The sequence below is a fragment of the Streptococcus caledonicus genome (genome assembly GCF_042656225.1).
GTDB classification, from domain to species: Bacteria; Bacillota; Bacilli; order Lactobacillales; family Streptococcaceae; genus Streptococcus; species Streptococcus caledonicus.
Genome location: NZ_JBHSOJ010000016.1, coordinates 737,619 through 752,039, shown reverse-complemented (window position 1 = coordinate 752,039; position 14,421 = coordinate 737,619). Strand labels below are relative to the sequence as shown.

Sequence of the window (14,421 nt, the reverse complement as noted above, 5' to 3'; positions counted from 1 at the left end):
CAAAACAATGAAAACCAATAGGAAAAGCCCTCGCTAAGTGCTATACTCTTAGTGAGGGCTTTTTGAAGCTTTCGTATAAAAATATCTCAACCTTCTTTTTTGATAGTGACAACAGATTGACGCAGTGGTTGATTGGAGGTCTGTAGGTGGATACTTCCTTCATTTTCAAGTGTCTACCTAAAATAGTCCACCGGACTATTTTAGTACCACGCAATCGTTAGCGGTCATCCTATACGAATGTGATGAACGTCGTTCATCTTATTTCCAATCTCCAAAAGTCTCCCAGATTTTGGGAGCTGTGCGGATGTGGGAGTGAAACTGTCCACTGGACAATTTCAGCCTGAGCTTAGAAATAAACTAGCGAAGGGAAGTCAAGACTTCGAAATCATGCCTTCTGTCTCACTCTCTTTTTGTGTAAAAAATAACTTAACTTACCCCAATATCTTGTGGACTAAATGTTGACTTTTTACCATATCTTGTGTTAAGATAGTCTCTCGGAGGTGAGAACAATTGTGATTATATTAGCTGGCATGATTGGTGTGGGGAAGACAACTTATACTGCCCGTCTGTCTGAGGCCTTGGGAACAGAAGCGTTTTATGAGCCTGTAGAGAATAATCCTATTTTGGATAAATATTATGAGAATCCTGATAAGTATGGATTTGCTCTGCAAATTTATTTTTTGAATAAGCGATTTAAGTCTATTAAAGAGGCTTATCATAATAATGATAATGTTTTAGATCGTTCAATTTATGAAGATGCGCTTTTTACCTATATCAATTCTCTTGAGGGAAATATTAGCCAAGAAGAGTATGAAATTTATTTGGAACTTTTGGATAATATGATGGAAGAGCTCGAAGGTATGCCTAAGAAAGCACCAGATTTGTTGGTTTATCTTGATGGTAGTTTTGATCATATCATGGGAAATATTAAAAAACGTGGTCGTGATTTTGAGCAACCAACAGACGAAAATGGTCTATTAGATTACTATCGCCTCCTACATGGACATTATGGTGACTGGTATGATAATTATGATTACAGTCCAAAAATGAAGATTGATACAGATCATTTTGACGTGACTAATGATGCAGACTGGGAAACAGTCTTTGCACAGATTAAAGAAACGTTAAGTACTTTAGAGAGATAAATACAATAAAATACAAGGCCTCGTGCCCTGTATTTTATTTTTAGATATGGAAAACTAAAACCACCCGTTTTTTTTTAGCGGGTGGTTTTGGTGTCACAAATTGTGATTATTTCACAAAATCATTGATTTCTGTTTCGATGTTTGCGATTTTTTCCTCAGCTTCAGCAAGTGTTTCACCGACTGTTGCGATGTAGAATTTGATTTTTGGTTCTGTTCCTGATGGGCGAACGGCAAACCAGCTGTCATCAGTCAATGTGTACTTAAGGACGTCAGATGGTGGTGTTGTTAAGTCAGTTGTAGTACCATCAAGGGTGACTGCTTTTTGAAGGGCAAAGTCTTCAAAAAGGGCGATGTCTGTTTTGTTGAACTGTTCTGGTGCATTGTCACGGAATTTTGCCATAATAGCTTTGATTTGTTCAGCACCGTCTTTACCTGAAAGGGTAACAGAAATGGTTTTTTCAGCAAAATAGCCGTACTCTTTGAAGATTTCATCAATACCGTCTGCAAGTGTTAGGCCACGCGAGCGGTAGTAGGCTGCAATTTCAGCTACCATTAGAACAGCTTGGATAGCATCTTTGTCACGAACAAATGGTTTAATCAAATAGCCAAAACTTTCTTCAAAACCAAACATGTAAGTGTGGTTGTGTTTTTCTTCAAATTCTTGGATTTTTTCAGCGATGAATTTGAAACCGGTCAACACATTGAACATGGTTGCGCCATAGCTTTCTGCAATCTTAGTAACTAATTCAGTAGATACGATTGATTTAGCAAGAGCTGCATTTTCAGGTAGTGTCCCGGCTTGCTTGTGTGCTTCAAGGATGTATTTGGCGATAATCGCTCCGATTTGGTTTCCTGATAGGTTCCAATATGAACCGTCAGCTTGACGGACTTCAACACCGACACGGTCAGCATCTGGGTCCGTTGCTAAGAGTACATCAGCTCCGATTTCACGTCCAAGTTCTTCAGCGAGGGCAAAGGCCGCTTGGCTTTCAGGATTTGGTGATGCAACGGTAGAGAAATCAGGGTCAACGGTTGCTTGGCTTTCGACAACGGCAACAGATTCAAATCCTGCTTCAGCAAGGGCACGACGCGCCAGCATTTCCCCTGTACCATGAAGTGGTGTATAGACAATTTTCATGTCTTTGCCATGCTCGGTAATGAGTGCTTTATTGATGTTGATAGCCTTGAGCTCATCAAGGTAGAGGCGGTCAGTTTCTTCGCCAAGAACCGTGATGAGACCAGAGTTTTTACTTTCTTCAAGGTCAGCGAGTTCAACGGCAAATGGATTGTCAATACCACGGATAAAATCAGTCAAAGCTGAAGCATCTGCTGGTGGCATTTGCCCACCGTCTTCTCCGTAAACTTTATAACCATTGAATTCTTTCGGGTTGTGACTAGCTGTGACCATAATACCAGCGACAGTATTATAGTGACGCACTGCAAATGACAATTCTGGCGTTGGGCGTAGGCTTTCAAAAACATAAGATTTGATACCGTGTGCTGCCAAGACTTGAGCAGATTCAAAGGCGAACTTTGGTGAGAAATGACGTGTGTCGTAGGCAATAGCTACACCCCGTTTTTTAGCATCTTCTCCTTTGCTTTCTACTAATTTTGCAAGGCCTTCTGTTGCCTGACGCACGACATAAATATTGATACGGTTTGTACCTGCGCCGATATAGCCACGCATCCCTGCGGTTCCGAACTCAAGGTTGGTATAGAAGGCATCTTCCTTGTTTTTTTCATCCATAGCGAGTAGATCCTCACGGAGATAGTCAGGAAGTTCGGCGAAATCAAGCCATTTTTGAAAATTTTCTTGATAGGTCATTGCATTCTCCTTTAACTTTTATTAACCGCTTTCATTATATCATTTTCATGTAAAAAAATCACGAGTTTTCGTGATTTTCATTATTTTTTTAAATTTTGAAGTCGTGGAACAATAATAAGTGCTAAAAAAGAAGAAATCAACATTTCAGCAATGGCATTTGTCCCTATAACAGTGGCTAGCATGGCTTGAATATTACCATTATAAACATTTGAAAAGAGGAAGAAAATCCCACTGAGAACAAAAATGGTATTTGTCATTGATCCTATAGCACCTGCGATAAGAAGTCCACTACGGTTTTTGATTAATTTATAGACAAAGTAGGGTGTGATACCAATTAGTATTCGTGGGACCATTGCAATAATGAGCGAATAGATATTACCATTTTCGACAAAGGGTGAGAAAAGGTAGCTCGTTGGCAGTAGGATGACGGTGTTAGTAACGACACTGATGAGTCCCATTAAACCGCCAAGTGTTGCTCCTACACGTGGTCCATAGAGGATGGAAGCAATGATAACTGGAATATGCACCAAAGTTGGTTTAATTGGAAGCGGCAGAACATTAAAAATGATAGACGTCAGAAGATGGATGACAATCATTGTTGCAAAGAACATTGAAATAGTTGCAACAGTGGTAGAGTTTTCGTTTTTCATTTATTCTCCTATCTTGCTATTATATATTTTCGTTAATGATTTGTAGAATGGTATCTAGATCAGCTAGAGCGCCTCGCCCGACATCACCGCAGGCTAAGAGAGCTGATTTTGGTGTGATTTCTTTGTAACCCACCTCTTTTAAAATAGCAATATTGCGTTGGGTTAACGGGTTATCGTACATTTTTGTATTCATGGCTGGTGCGATGAGCTTTGGAAGGTCTGCTGGCAAAGCTAGTGCGGTTGCTGTGACCATATTATCTGCTCCGCCATGTGCCAAAGTAGCAATCGTATTAGCAGAAGCAGGTGCTAGGATAAAAAGATCGGCTTCTTTTCCAAGGTCGATATGGTTAATCCGCTCTGCTATTTTTTCTTCCATCACATCCAAGTGAACAGGATTTTTAGACAAGACCTGCAAGGTTAGTGGTGTGATGAACTTGGCAGCCGCTTCCGTCATAAGAACGTGCACGTCATAGCCACGCTTGGTAAGTTGGCTGGTCAAGTCGGCAGCTTTGTAGGCGGCAATAGAACCTGATATAGCTAGTAGAATGCGTTTAGTCATGAGCAGTCACCCTTTCATAAAGTTTTTCAGCAATTTCTAGTTTGGTATGAGCTTTAATTTCATTTGTCTCATCAACGAGATAGGCGATATGTTGGTCAGCAGTAATGTCGTTTAAATCATTAGCAACAATAAGCTCTGCCTGATTTTTGACAAGGCTAGCCCTCGCCACATCAAACAGCTCTGACTTGGTCACCCCCACCAAAAGCTTGAAGCCAATCAGTCGGATATTGGGATTCCATTCTTTAACCTGACTAATAATTTTTGGTGTTTTTTTCAGAAAAAGCACTTGGTAGTCAGATTTGGATGAGATTTTAGTTTCACCATTTTTTTTGGACAAAAGCTGAGCAGGAGAATCTGTTTGTTCAAGTTCTTTTAAGTCAGTCATGTAGACTGGCGTATAGTCTGATACCGCCATGCTGTGAATGAGGACATCGTGTGATTTAATGAGAGGCTCCAATGTAGTGAGCAGGCTTTCTACATTACTAATGAGTTGGATTGTCAAATTTGCTTGTTCAAGAGGCTTGACAGCTTGTTTTGTCGTCACTAAAGTGACTTGATGTCCTTTGGATAAAAAAGTCTCTGCTATTATTTTTCCAAGGTAGCCAGTGGAATGATTTGTTATCCCTCGAACACTGTCAATGTTCTCTGTGGTACCACCAGATGTAATCAAAATTTTCATAGGCTGATTTTACACTAAAATACTGATTTTGTAAATTATTTGAGTTATAATAAGAAGATAAAAAATAGAGGAGAAAATTGTGGCTAATCAAGGTATTGACATTGAAAAATATCATCAATTAGCGTTGCAAAAACAGGGAGAACACCGTAAGTTTTTGGCGAGTTTAAAGAAAAAAGTACCAAAAAATTTGGATAAGGTTGTCCAAGAGGTACACCGTGAGGTTTTTCTTGAGATTGATTGTACCAAGTGCGCTAATTGTTGTCGTAATCTGGGTCCTCTTTTCACCGAGGCAGATATCACTAGGATTGCAAGACATTTCCGCATGAAACTACCTGCGTTTGAAGAAGCATTTTTACGGACAGATGAAGATGGAGATAAGGTTTTCCAATCCATGCCGTGTCCGTTTTTAGGTGATGATAATCTTTGTAGTATTTATGATGTTCGTCCGAAAGCTTGTCGTGAATTTCCTCATACAGACCGCAAGAAGATTTATCAAATTAATAACTTGACGATTAAGAATACCCTCTTTTGTCCAGCAGCTTTTCTCTTTGTTGAGAAACTACAAAAGAGATTGTAATGGAGTGATAGTGCTTTAAACTACGCTTGTGGTGAGAGATAGAAACAACTGGAAAGTTTGAATGAATTTAGTTATAATATAGAAAACGATTATAAAAAATGGAGGTGTTTTTATGATTGTAACAACAACTAATAGTGTCGATGGCGCCCAAGTGAGCGGTTATAAAGGAATTGTTTTTGGTGAAGTCATTACTGGAATCAACATGTTTAAAGATATTGGTGCCGGTTTGCGCAATATCTTTGGAGGTCGTTCAGCAAGTTATGAAAATGAATTGACTGAGGCGCGTGAAACAGCCCTCAAAGAAATGGAGAGACGGGCAGCTGAGTTAGGGGCAGATGTTGTTATTGGTGTTAAAATGGATTATGAAGTCCTAGGAGCAGACAATGGCATGCTGATGGTGACTTGCAGCGGTACAGCGGTGACCCTAACCAAGTGAGAATAGAACAGTTGATTGGGATATTTTAAGTCTAAGCTCGGAAACTATGAAGCGAGGGGGCAGAGGGGATTTGAAAAGCTGTTCAATTATAAATGTTCAATCTGTCATCGCATCAAATTGTCATTATTGCAAAATTTAAGTGGTGAAAAGACTTTTCCTAGTCTCAGTAATCGTCTTAAGAAACAATATTTAGCTAATAAAAGCTGCGCTTGTCAAAAATGATAGGTGCAGTTTTGTATTTGTTTTACTAGTTGTCAATAACTATTGACAATAAGGTGTTAGCAGACTAAAATAGTACTAGATTAATAACACAAGGAGAATCTTATGAATAAGCGCATCTTGCAAGCTCCCACAGAACTCTATCAAAAAATGCCTACTTGGCTTGTGGCTATCTTGACACCTGTAATGGTTGAAGGATTCTTTATAATAGGTAGTGTCTTATTTGGAATTATTTTTGGTCTTTCGGCTGTCTTTTTCATCATAGTCAATGGTAATTTTGACGCTTTCACAGAAGGAGTGACCTTACCTCTCCATGTAGAACTATTGAGTTTTTCCTTCGTATCAGGCTTGCTTTTTATGTGGGTCAAATGGGTTGAAAAACGTCCGATTTCTAGTCTAGGATTTTTTAAAAAGAACTGGTTTAAGGAGTTAGCTTTAGGTTTTCTAGTTGGTTCTCTTCAATTCAGCTTAGCCCTAGGCCTAGTTTACCTCTTGGGAGGTGTAGAGGTCTCAGGGGTGGATGTTTCTAGTACGACATGGTTATATGTTCTATCAACCATTCCATTTTGGTTAATTCAGGGTGGTACAGAGGAACTTTTGACCCGTGGTTGGCTTTTGCCGATTTTAAATAAACGGACTAACCTTGCTATCGCGGTTGGGATAAGTAGTTCTCTCTTTGGTTTGATGCATCTAGCAAATGACCACGTTACTTTCTTATCAGTTTTAAGCATCATTTTATCTGGAGTTACGATGGCTCTCTATATGTTAAAGCGTGATAACCTATGGGGTGTTATTGGACTTCACGGAGCTTGGAATTTTGTTCAAGGAAATATTTATGGCGTAGCTGTTTCAGGGCAAGGTGCCGGAGCCTCAATTTTTCATTTTGTGGAAAAAGCTGGCGCGCCAGAATGGATTTCAGGTGGAGGATTTGGAACAGAAGGAAGTCTAATGGCATCACTGGTTGAACTTCTTTTCATTGCTTACCTCTACTATGGGGTTAAAAAAGAAAAAGCTTAAACAGTTTAGTCTCACTAGACTGTTTTTCTTATCCGAATAAATAGCAAATTTATGATAAAATAAGAAAAAACAGGAAAGAAGAAGTACATGATTGATAGAAGAGAAGATAATCAGTTTGAATTAGTCTCAAAATACGAACCATCTGGAGATCAGCCGCAAGCCATTGAGCAACTGGTGGACAATATTGAAGGTGGTGAAAAAGCGCAAATTCTAATGGGGGCAACAGGGACTGGTAAGACCTATACCATGAGTCAGGTCATTGCTAAGGTTAACAAACCAACCTTAGTCATCGCCCACAACAAAACCCTTGCTGGTCAGCTTTATGGGGAGTTCAAGGAATTTTTCCCTAACAATGCCGTAGAGTACTTTGTTTCCTACTATGATTATTATCAGCCTGAAGCTTATGTGCCCTCATCTGATACCTATATCGAAAAAGATAGCTCGGTCAACGATGAGATTGATAAGCTCCGCCATTCGGCAACATCGGCGCTGTTAGAGCGTAATGATGTGATTGTGGTGGCATCGGTATCTTGTATCTACGGTTTGGGGTCACCAAAAGAGTATGCAGATTCGGCAGTAAGTTTGCGTCCTGGTCAGGAGATTTCGCGTGACAAACTGTTAAACCAGCTGGTGGATATTCAATTTGAGCGCAATGATATTGATTTCCAGCGTGGGCGTTTTCGTGTGCGTGGTGATGTGGTGGAGATTTTCCCTGCTTCTCGTGACGAACATGCCTTCCGTGTGGAATTTTTCGGAGATGAGATTGACCGCATTCAAGAAATCGAAAGTTTGACAGGGCGTCCAATGGGTGAAGTGGAGCACTTGGTCCTCTTCCCAGCTACTCACTTCATGACCAATGAGGAACATATGGAGCACGCTATCAAAAATATTGTGGAGGAAATGGAAGCTCAGGTTAAGGAATTTGAGGCAGAAGGCAAATTGATTGAAGCGCAGCGCATTCGCCAAAGGACAGAATACGATGTGGAAATGCTTCGTGAAATGGGCTACACGAACGGTGTCGAAAACTATTCTCGCCACATGGATGGCCGTTCGGAAGGAGAGCCACCATACACCCTTCTTGATTTCTTCCCAGAGGATTTCCTCATCATGATCGACGAGAGTCACATGACCATGGGGCAGATTAAAGGCATGTACAATGGCGACCGCTCACGCAAGCAGATGTTGGTGGATTACGGGTTCCGCTTGCCGTCAGCGTTGGATAACAGACCGTTGCGCCGAGAAGAATTTGAGAGCCATGTCCATCAGATTGTCTATGTGTCAGCGACACCTGGGGATTATGAGATGGAGCAGACAGACACAGTGATTGAGCAGATTATCCGTCCGACAGGTCTTCTCGATCCAGAAGTGGAAGTGCGTCCGACTATGGGTCAAATGGACGACCTTTTGGGTGAAATCAATAGCAGAGCGGAAAAAGGGGAGCGTGTCTTTGTCACTACCTTGACTAAGAAAATGGCAGAGGATTTGACCGATTACCTCAAGGAAATGGGTGTCAAGGTCAAATATATGCACTCGGATATTAAAACGCTAGAGCGGACAGAAATTATTCGTGACCTCCGCCTCGGAGTTTTCGATGTCTTGATTGGAATTAACCTGCTCCGTGAGGGGATTGACGTACCAGAGGTAAGCTTGGTTGCCATTCTTGATGCGGATAAGGAAGGATTCCTCCGCAATGAGCGTGGACTGATTCAGACCATAGGGCGTGCGGCTCGTAACAGCGAAGGGCATGTGATTATGTATGCTGACAAGATCACTGAATCCATGCAACGAGCTATGGATGAAACCGCCCGCCGTCGTGAGATTCAGATGGCTTATAATGAAGAGTATGGCATTGTCCCACAAACCATCAAAAAAGATGTCCGCGACCTCATCGCCATCAGTAAAGCAACAGCAACCGATGTGGCAGAAGAAACAGTTGACTACTCAGCCATGAATAAGAAAGAACGCCAAGACACCATCAAGAAACTCCAAAAACAAATGCAGGAAGCTGCAGAGTTGCTTGACTTTGAACTGGCCGCTCAAATTCGCGACTTGGTGTTAGAATTGAAAGCGATGGATTAGGGGGAGGATATGAAGATTATGACAATATGTGGTAGTATGAGATTCCAAAATGAGATGAAAGAACTCTCTGGAAAGCTGGAATTAGAACATAATTGTATCGTAATCAATGTGCTTATTTTGATGATGAAAGCCAGTTATCTGATGAAGATATTATACGTTTGGGGAAAATACACTTAGAGAAAATAGCCATGGGTGATGTTATTTATGTTGTGAATATTGGAGGTTATATTGGAGACAGTACCAAACGTGAAATTGCCTATACACTTTCTCTTGGAAAAGAAATACTCTCATTAGAACCTTTAAGCTGAGAGGCTAAAATTTTGGTTAAGTTCAGGCTAGTGAAATTTTGTTGATTATATATGCGAAAGAAAGTTTGAAAACTTATCCTTTAAGTGGTGGTTCACTTAAAAATAATAAATATAATTAAAGGAAATTATAATATGTCACAATATGATACTATTATCGCCTATTTAGAAAAGTTTGGTTCAGCCCCTTATGGAGATTGGCATGTTTCTGATTCGGATAAGAAAATTCAGACTTTTCCGTTTATCAATTATAATCCCATAGTTAATTCCTTTATCAAAGATTTTTATCAGTGATGTCAAACACTCCCGCCTTTTCATAACTATATCGAATTTTTGGAGTCTAAAGGGTTCAGGCAGCTGAATCATGTTGTGATTGATGACTTCCAGATGGAAGAGGAGGTACTGGCTCTTTTGCAAGATTATCTGAGGGCAGAACGTTTTTCAGAGGGAGCGATAGATGTAGAAGGTCGTATTCAAGCACTTTTAATGCGTTTAAAACATTTGACTGTAATATAAGTTAAAAATTACATGGATGACTTCTAGACTCTTTCAGAAATTCATAGCCAGCCTCTACACTTTATTCGTAAAATTATGGAGAAACCTTTTAATCAGATGGGAACTCTACGTAACGCCAATACGACGAATCAGTTATTTGATATTTTAAGGGAGAAACAATTATGAAACAACGAAATATGACGAGTATTTACCTACGATATCAGAATAAGATATTGATGTTGTACCGTGAGGGGTCGCGTGTAGCGAATCATTTATGGATTTCATCTGCTGGTGGTCATATGGAAAATGAAGAATTGAACGATGCTCAGTCTTGTATTTTACGTGAGTTAGAAGAAGAGCTTCACCTAAAGGTTGAGGATTTAGTCAATTTTCAAATGAAATATGTCACTCTTCGTTATACAAATGATGAAATTCGTGTGATTTACTACTTTTTTGCTGAAGTAGCAGACTTGGTAGAGATTGTATCAAACGGGGGGAAACTACAGTGGTTTTCTTTGGAAGAAATTAATGATTTACCGATGCCAATCACAGCTAAAAAGATGTTGGAACATTATATAGCAGTTGGTCAATTTGACAGTCAGCTCTATGCGGGTATCATGAAAAATCAAGATATGACTGTTTCACCATTGTTGTAGAAGAGGGATTTTATGGATTATCTAATCTTAGAGTTACAGGTCAGTCAATTTTATTTATCTCAAGCAAAAGTTGAAGCGGTGAAAGCATGGTTTAATCCAGATGATTTATTATCTTTTGTACCAGTACCAATTAAGAAAATCGGAAATCGTGTGTTTTTGACAGATGGGCATAGTCGAGCTTGGGTTGCTTATCAGGCTGGTTTAAAAAGCATTCCTGTTATATGGGACGAGGATGATTTGGATTGGAATTTTTATCTTGCCTGTGTCACGGCTTGTGAAGAAAGACATATTTTGACAGTGGCAGATTTGACAGAACGGCAGCTGGGTAAAAAAGAGTATGAGGATAAGTGGCTTGGATTTTGCCGAAAATTGGCAGATGAGTTAGGTCAATAAGGAATTAATCATATGAGGAGGTTAATGTTTATGTATGCCATTATTGCGACCTTGGATGACCAGTCAAATGAAATGATTCGAGAGGCTTGGTATCAGTTGAAAGAGTTATCTCTGTCCGACTACGCTTATGAAGTGAGTGATAGGGAGCCTCACATTACCTTGGCGAGTTTTGAGGTAGATGATATTGACAGTGTTACGAACACATTGGACTCTCAGTTGGATGCGGTACTACCCATCGAAATTTCCTTTCAATCTCTTGGGAGTTTTCTAGGTAGTCGCATTGTATTTTTAAGCCCTACTAAAACACCTGATTTGATAAGTCTTCACAATCAGATACATGAGTTATTAAAGGGCATTATAGCGCCCGATTCACAGTATGCATCTGCAAACTGGATTCCGCATGTAACCATTGCCAATCGTATTGATGAAGAGAAGTTGGAAAAGGTATATAGCTATTGTTTGAATCATTTAAAAGTTACGAAGGCACATATCGCAGCGTTAAAACTCATAGCAATCAGTGATGACAAAGAGGTCAGTACTATTTGTGAGTACTCTTAGAAGTAGTAAATACAGGAATGTCTACATTTGACATCCCTCTCAACTTTCGATAAAATAAAATAGAAAAGGAGTTGAGCACGAACTCAACTCCTCCAGGACCGTTAAAAAGACGGGACGGATTAGATATTACAGTAAAAACCGCAATTCGTCACCTGTCAAAGTTTGAAGTGCGGTTTTACTGTTTATTTTTTCTTATGGATATAAGACAATAAAGTCAGTAGTAATATGCCAAAGTTTACCATAAGCTCGAGAGCTTCATAAACCGACATGACGGACGTCTTTCCTTTCTAAGGGAGCGTGCCATGGCATCACCTCCTTGATGTTAAGATTTCCGTCCCGCCTTCGGAACTTTCCTGTACTTAGTTATTCGAAAAGCAAAGGAAAAATAATGACATCATATCTCCTTCTTTTACGTGGCATCAATCTTGGTAAAAATAACAAGGTTAGCATGCTAGAACTTCGTGAACAGTTAGAGAAACTGGGATTGCAAACAGTTAGCTCTTATATCAATACGGGGAACCTCTTTTTTGACTCTGAGAAAACACTAACAGAGCTTGAGAATGTTATTGAGGCATTTTTTTTAAAAACGTATGATTTTTCCATTCCTTTTGTGATTGTCCCGTCAGAGATGGTGATAAAAGAAGTCTTGCCATCATGGTGGTCTGAGGATGCCTATCGCAAGGACGCTCTTTTTTATCTCAAGGGGACGACAAAAGAACTGGTAGCAGAAATCATTAAGGAATGGTCGTTAGCTGATGAGGATCTTTATCTCGGTGAAACAGCCCTTTTTTGGCTAACACGCACCAAGGAGTCTTACACGAAGACGGCTCACGCTAAGAAAATCACGGCCAAGCCCTTTAATCAAATGGTGACTCTACGAAATGCCAATACGTTCAATAAGCTAATATCTTTGGCAAAGGAGAAGCGATGAAGTTATATGTCTCTCAAAATCATAGAGGTGAAGGGGAGTTTCCTACATTTCCGAAAGGAACAAGAGTGGTCAATCTATCTCCCTGCTCCAATTATCCTAATTGGTTTTCTTGTGAAATAGAAGGTATGAAAACCTATGTATCTGCCGATTTTTTAGAGGGGAATGCACTGAATAGAGATTACAATCCTACTGAGTTAATGGTGCAAGTAGGAGATAGCGTTGAGCTATTGGAAGTACATTTTCAATGGGCTTTGGTTCGCTTCCAAGAAGAAATTGGGTGGTTACCCTTCTCTATCCTTCGCTCGTTATCATGATAACGAGCGAAGGATAGATAGTTGAAACATGTGGGCAGGACAAAATATGGCATATCTCATGGTATTATCACTGTTTAAAATGAACCAATAATGTCCTAAACTTAATTCAAATTACTGATATGTTTCATTTACACTAATAACAGGTTTTTTACAGTAAAATAGAGAAACACAATGGAGACTTGGAGGAGTTGAAGCATTGGAGTTTGATTGATGTAAAAACTAGGACGATAGGCGATTGTTAAAGTTATTGAAAACCGTTTTTTTTTACCACTATCAAGCAAGAGGCAGTTAATCGGTCTCTTTTTTTAATTCCACAAGTGCTATATTTTTCTCTTTATGGTAAAATAATAAGGATACTATGTGAAAGTGGGAAGTGTGTTTTGGCACAGTTATATTATCGTTACGGTGCAATGAATTCAGGAAAATCTATTGAGATTCTCAAGGTTGCCTACAACTATGAGGAGCAGGGGAAACCTGTTATCCTGATGACGTCAAGTCTAGATACTCGCGATGGTGTTGGTTACGTTTCTAGCCGAATTGGGATGAAGCGTGAGGCTTATCCCATCAGTGCAGATACGGATATTTTTGGTTTTGTGAAATCACAGAGCCCACAACCTTATTGTGTGTTGATTGATGAATGTCAATTCTTGACACGGGCAAATGTCTATGATTTGGCTCGTATTGTTGATGAATTGGATATTCCAGTGATGGCTTTTGGTCTTAAAAATGATTTTCGAAACGAGCTCTTTGAAGGTTCTAAGCACCTGCTTTTATTAGCGGATAAAATTGATGAGATTAAAACCATTTGCCACTATTGTAAGAAAAAAGCAACCATGGTTCTTCGAATGGAAGATGGTAAGCCAACCTATGATGGGGCACAAGTCCAAATCGGTGGTAACGAAAGCTATACATCAGTCTGTCGAAAACATTATTTTAATCCACCGATTGATGAGTGATTCCATGGGAAATTATGATGGTTGTTAAGTTAAAAGATGTCACTTTACAGAATTATTGGGATGTATTATCTCTAACGGTTTCAAAAGAACAGGAGGAGTTTGTAGCACCTAATGCTGTCAGCTTAGCGGAAGCTTATGTCTATGAGAAAAACGGTGATGCTATTTTCCCGCTTGCTATCTATGATGATAACAAGCTGATTGGTTTTACCATGCTTGCTTACGATGATAAAATTGGTATAAGTCAAGGGAATTATCTTCTCTTTCGTTTGATGTTTGACCAAAATTTTCAAGGACAGGGGTATTTTAAGTTAGCTATGGATGCTATTTTAAAATGGATAGCATCGGATACCTTGAGAACAGCTAACTATCTCTGGATTTCTTATGAACTAGAGAATACACATGCTCAGTTATGTTATCTTACTTATGGCTTTTTAGAAACAGGGGATAAGCTAGATAACGAGATTGTTGCTTTATATCGATTAACGAATTAATAATTTTTTGAAAGGAACCGAATATGCCTACAAGGCTTAGGAAAAAGATAATTCTTCCTAGAAGCAGGAGCTTCTTCGTCAGGATTCCTATTTTCCGTTGCCTTGTTTAACGGCATTAATATCTTAGAAAGGAATC

20 protein-coding genes are annotated in these 14,421 nt (G+C 39.6%); 15 read left to right on the top strand and 5 right to left on the bottom strand.

Features of this window, described 5'->3' with window-relative positions; all coding sequences use genetic code 11:
- Positions 1-512 precede the first annotated feature (512 nt).
- Positions 513-1,145: a deoxynucleoside kinase gene (locus ACFPQ3_RS07610; RefSeq protein ID WP_156806656.1), complete on the top strand. Its 633-nt coding sequence runs from the start codon at positions 513-515 to the stop codon at positions 1,143-1,145.
- Positions 1,146-1,251: 106 nt separating this feature from the next.
- Here ACFPQ3_RS07610 and ACFPQ3_RS07605 read toward each other — a convergent pair whose 3' ends face one another.
- The 4 genes from ACFPQ3_RS07605 to ACFPQ3_RS07590 all read right to left on the bottom strand — a co-directional run bounded on the left by ACFPQ3_RS07605 (position 1,252) and on the right by ACFPQ3_RS07590 (position 4,858).
- Entirely contained in the window at positions 1,252-2,970 is a 1,719-nt protein-coding gene (locus ACFPQ3_RS07605; protein ID WP_156806655.1) for a phospho-sugar mutase, read from the bottom strand.
- Between the two features lie 80 nt (positions 2,971-3,050).
- Positions 3,051-3,620, bottom strand: coding sequence for an ECF transporter S component (locus ACFPQ3_RS07600; protein WP_156806654.1), 570 nt, complete (start codon positions 3,618-3,620; stop codon positions 3,051-3,053).
- Positions 3,621-3,639: 19 nt separating this feature from the next.
- Positions 3,640-4,179: a phosphopantothenoylcysteine decarboxylase gene (coaC, locus tag ACFPQ3_RS07595; RefSeq protein ID WP_156806653.1), complete on the bottom strand. Its 540-nt coding sequence runs from the start codon at positions 4,177-4,179 to the stop codon at positions 3,640-3,642.
- Positions 4,172-4,858 (bottom strand): phosphopantothenate--cysteine ligase, encoded by a 687-nt coding sequence (locus tag ACFPQ3_RS07590; protein WP_156806652.1) that lies wholly within the window; start codon positions 4,856-4,858, stop codon positions 4,172-4,174. The genes coaC and ACFPQ3_RS07590 overlap by 8 nt, the downstream gene beginning before the upstream one ends.
- Before the next feature lie 79 nt (positions 4,859-4,937).
- Between ACFPQ3_RS07590 and ACFPQ3_RS07585 the strand changes: the two genes are divergently transcribed.
- The 10 genes from ACFPQ3_RS07585 (at position 4,938) to ACFPQ3_RS07540 (ending at position 11,593) form a co-directional block, all read left to right on the top strand.
- Complete coding sequence (locus tag ACFPQ3_RS07585) at positions 4,938-5,435, top strand: YkgJ family cysteine cluster protein (RefSeq protein WP_156806651.1); 498 nt, start codon at positions 4,938-4,940, stop codon at positions 5,433-5,435.
- Between the two features lie 112 nt (positions 5,436-5,547).
- Entirely contained in the window at positions 5,548-5,871 is a 324-nt protein-coding gene (locus ACFPQ3_RS07580; RefSeq protein WP_156806650.1) for a putative heavy metal-binding protein, read from the top strand.
- A gap of 324 nt (positions 5,872-6,195) precedes the next feature.
- Positions 6,196-7,107 (top strand): CPBP family intramembrane glutamic endopeptidase, encoded by a 912-nt coding sequence (locus ACFPQ3_RS07575; protein WP_156806649.1) that lies wholly within the window; start codon positions 6,196-6,198, stop codon positions 7,105-7,107.
- Positions 7,108-7,194: 87 nt separating this feature from the next.
- Positions 7,195-9,186, top strand: coding sequence for an excinuclease ABC subunit UvrB (gene uvrB, locus ACFPQ3_RS07570; protein WP_156806648.1), 1,992 nt, complete (start codon positions 7,195-7,197; stop codon positions 9,184-9,186).
- A 92-nt stretch (positions 9,187-9,278) separates the two neighbouring features.
- Positions 9,279-9,494 carry a hypothetical protein gene (locus ACFPQ3_RS07565; RefSeq protein WP_156806647.1) on the top strand — a complete coding sequence of 72 codons (216 nt, stop codon included), beginning with the start codon at positions 9,279-9,281 and terminating at the stop codon, positions 9,492-9,494.
- Between the two features lie 132 nt (positions 9,495-9,626).
- Entirely contained in the window at positions 9,627-9,785 is a 159-nt protein-coding gene (locus ACFPQ3_RS07560) for a hypothetical protein (RefSeq protein WP_156806646.1), read from the top strand.
- Between the two features lie 75 nt (positions 9,786-9,860).
- Positions 9,861-10,007 carry a hypothetical protein gene (locus ACFPQ3_RS07555; RefSeq protein ID WP_156806645.1) on the top strand — a complete coding sequence of 49 codons (147 nt, stop codon included), beginning with the start codon at positions 9,861-9,863 and terminating at the stop codon, positions 10,005-10,007.
- A gap of 161 nt (positions 10,008-10,168) precedes the next feature.
- Positions 10,169-10,642 carry an NUDIX domain-containing protein gene (locus ACFPQ3_RS07550; protein ID WP_156806644.1) on the top strand — a complete coding sequence of 158 codons (474 nt, stop codon included), beginning with the start codon at positions 10,169-10,171 and terminating at the stop codon, positions 10,640-10,642.
- Between the two features lie 12 nt (positions 10,643-10,654).
- Positions 10,655-11,035, top strand: coding sequence for a hypothetical protein (locus tag ACFPQ3_RS07545; protein ID WP_156806643.1), 381 nt, complete (start codon positions 10,655-10,657; stop codon positions 11,033-11,035).
- Between the two features lie 30 nt (positions 11,036-11,065).
- Positions 11,066-11,593: a 2'-5' RNA ligase family protein gene (locus tag ACFPQ3_RS07540; RefSeq protein ID WP_198039918.1), complete on the top strand. Its 528-nt coding sequence runs from the start codon at positions 11,066-11,068 to the stop codon at positions 11,591-11,593.
- Between the two features lie 182 nt (positions 11,594-11,775).
- Here ACFPQ3_RS07540 and ACFPQ3_RS07535 read toward each other — a convergent pair whose 3' ends face one another.
- The gene (locus ACFPQ3_RS07535) at positions 11,776-11,862 is read right to left on the bottom strand and encodes a putative holin-like toxin (RefSeq protein ID WP_269747753.1); all 87 of its coding nucleotides are present in this window, start codon (positions 11,860-11,862) and stop codon (positions 11,776-11,778) included.
- A 119-nt stretch (positions 11,863-11,981) separates the two neighbouring features.
- Between ACFPQ3_RS07535 and ACFPQ3_RS07530 the strand changes: the two genes are divergently transcribed.
- The 4 genes from ACFPQ3_RS07530 to ACFPQ3_RS07515 all read left to right on the top strand — a co-directional run bounded on the left by ACFPQ3_RS07530 (position 11,982) and on the right by ACFPQ3_RS07515 (position 14,285).
- Complete coding sequence (locus tag ACFPQ3_RS07530) at positions 11,982-12,524, top strand: DUF1697 domain-containing protein (RefSeq protein ID WP_198039917.1); 543 nt, start codon at positions 11,982-11,984, stop codon at positions 12,522-12,524.
- Entirely contained in the window at positions 12,521-12,838 is a 318-nt protein-coding gene (locus ACFPQ3_RS07525) for an SH3 domain-containing protein (protein ID WP_156806640.1), read from the top strand. Before ACFPQ3_RS07530 ends, ACFPQ3_RS07525 begins: the two co-directional genes overlap by 4 nt.
- Before the next feature lie 380 nt (positions 12,839-13,218).
- Positions 13,219-13,794 carry a thymidine kinase gene (locus ACFPQ3_RS07520; RefSeq protein WP_156806639.1) on the top strand — a complete coding sequence of 192 codons (576 nt, stop codon included), beginning with the start codon at positions 13,219-13,221 and terminating at the stop codon, positions 13,792-13,794.
- Positions 13,795-13,811: 17 nt separating this feature from the next.
- A complete protein-coding gene (locus ACFPQ3_RS07515; protein ID WP_156806638.1) occupies positions 13,812-14,285 on the top strand; it encodes a GNAT family N-acetyltransferase in 474 nt (157 codons plus the stop codon).
- The last annotated feature ends 136 nt before the right edge of the window (positions 14,286-14,421 follow it).

What these genes read in the sequence shown, in the direction of transcription:
- ACFPQ3_RS07605 (WP_156806655.1), bottom strand. Translation starts at nt 2,970, where the DNA reads ATGACCTATCAAGAAAATTTTCAAAAATGGCTTGATTTCGCCGAACTT.
- ACFPQ3_RS07600 (WP_156806654.1), bottom strand. Translation starts at nt 3,620, where the DNA reads ATGAAAAACGAAAACTCTACCACTGTTGCAACTATTTCAATGTTCTTT.
- coaC (WP_156806653.1), bottom strand. Translation starts at nt 4,179, where the DNA reads ATGACTAAACGCATTCTACTAGCTATATCAGGTTCTATTGCCGCCTAC.
- ACFPQ3_RS07590 (WP_156806652.1), bottom strand. Translation starts at nt 4,858, where the DNA reads ATGAAAATTTTGATTACATCTGGTGGTACCACAGAGAACATTGACAGT.
- ACFPQ3_RS07580 (WP_156806650.1), top strand. Translation starts at nt 5,548, where the DNA reads ATGATTGTAACAACAACTAATAGTGTCGATGGCGCCCAAGTGAGCGGT.
- ACFPQ3_RS07575 (WP_156806649.1), top strand. Translation starts at nt 6,196, where the DNA reads ATGAATAAGCGCATCTTGCAAGCTCCCACAGAACTCTATCAAAAAATG.
- uvrB (WP_156806648.1), top strand. Translation starts at nt 7,195, where the DNA reads ATGATTGATAGAAGAGAAGATAATCAGTTTGAATTAGTCTCAAAATAC.
- ACFPQ3_RS07560 (WP_156806646.1), top strand. Translation starts at nt 9,627, where the DNA reads ATGTCACAATATGATACTATTATCGCCTATTTAGAAAAGTTTGGTTCA.
- ACFPQ3_RS07550 (WP_156806644.1), top strand. Translation starts at nt 10,169, where the DNA reads ATGAAACAACGAAATATGACGAGTATTTACCTACGATATCAGAATAAG.
- ACFPQ3_RS07545 (WP_156806643.1), top strand. Translation starts at nt 10,655, where the DNA reads ATGGATTATCTAATCTTAGAGTTACAGGTCAGTCAATTTTATTTATCT.
- ACFPQ3_RS07540 (WP_198039918.1), top strand. Translation starts at nt 11,066, where the DNA reads ATGTATGCCATTATTGCGACCTTGGATGACCAGTCAAATGAAATGATT.
- ACFPQ3_RS07535 (WP_269747753.1), bottom strand. Translation starts at nt 11,862, where the DNA reads ATGTCGGTTTATGAAGCTCTCGAGCTTATGGTAAACTTTGGCATATTA.
- ACFPQ3_RS07530 (WP_198039917.1), top strand. Translation starts at nt 11,982, where the DNA reads ATGACATCATATCTCCTTCTTTTACGTGGCATCAATCTTGGTAAAAAT.
- ACFPQ3_RS07525 (WP_156806640.1), top strand. Translation starts at nt 12,521, where the DNA reads ATGAAGTTATATGTCTCTCAAAATCATAGAGGTGAAGGGGAGTTTCCT.
- ACFPQ3_RS07515 (WP_156806638.1), top strand. Translation starts at nt 13,812, where the DNA reads ATGGTTGTTAAGTTAAAAGATGTCACTTTACAGAATTATTGGGATGTA.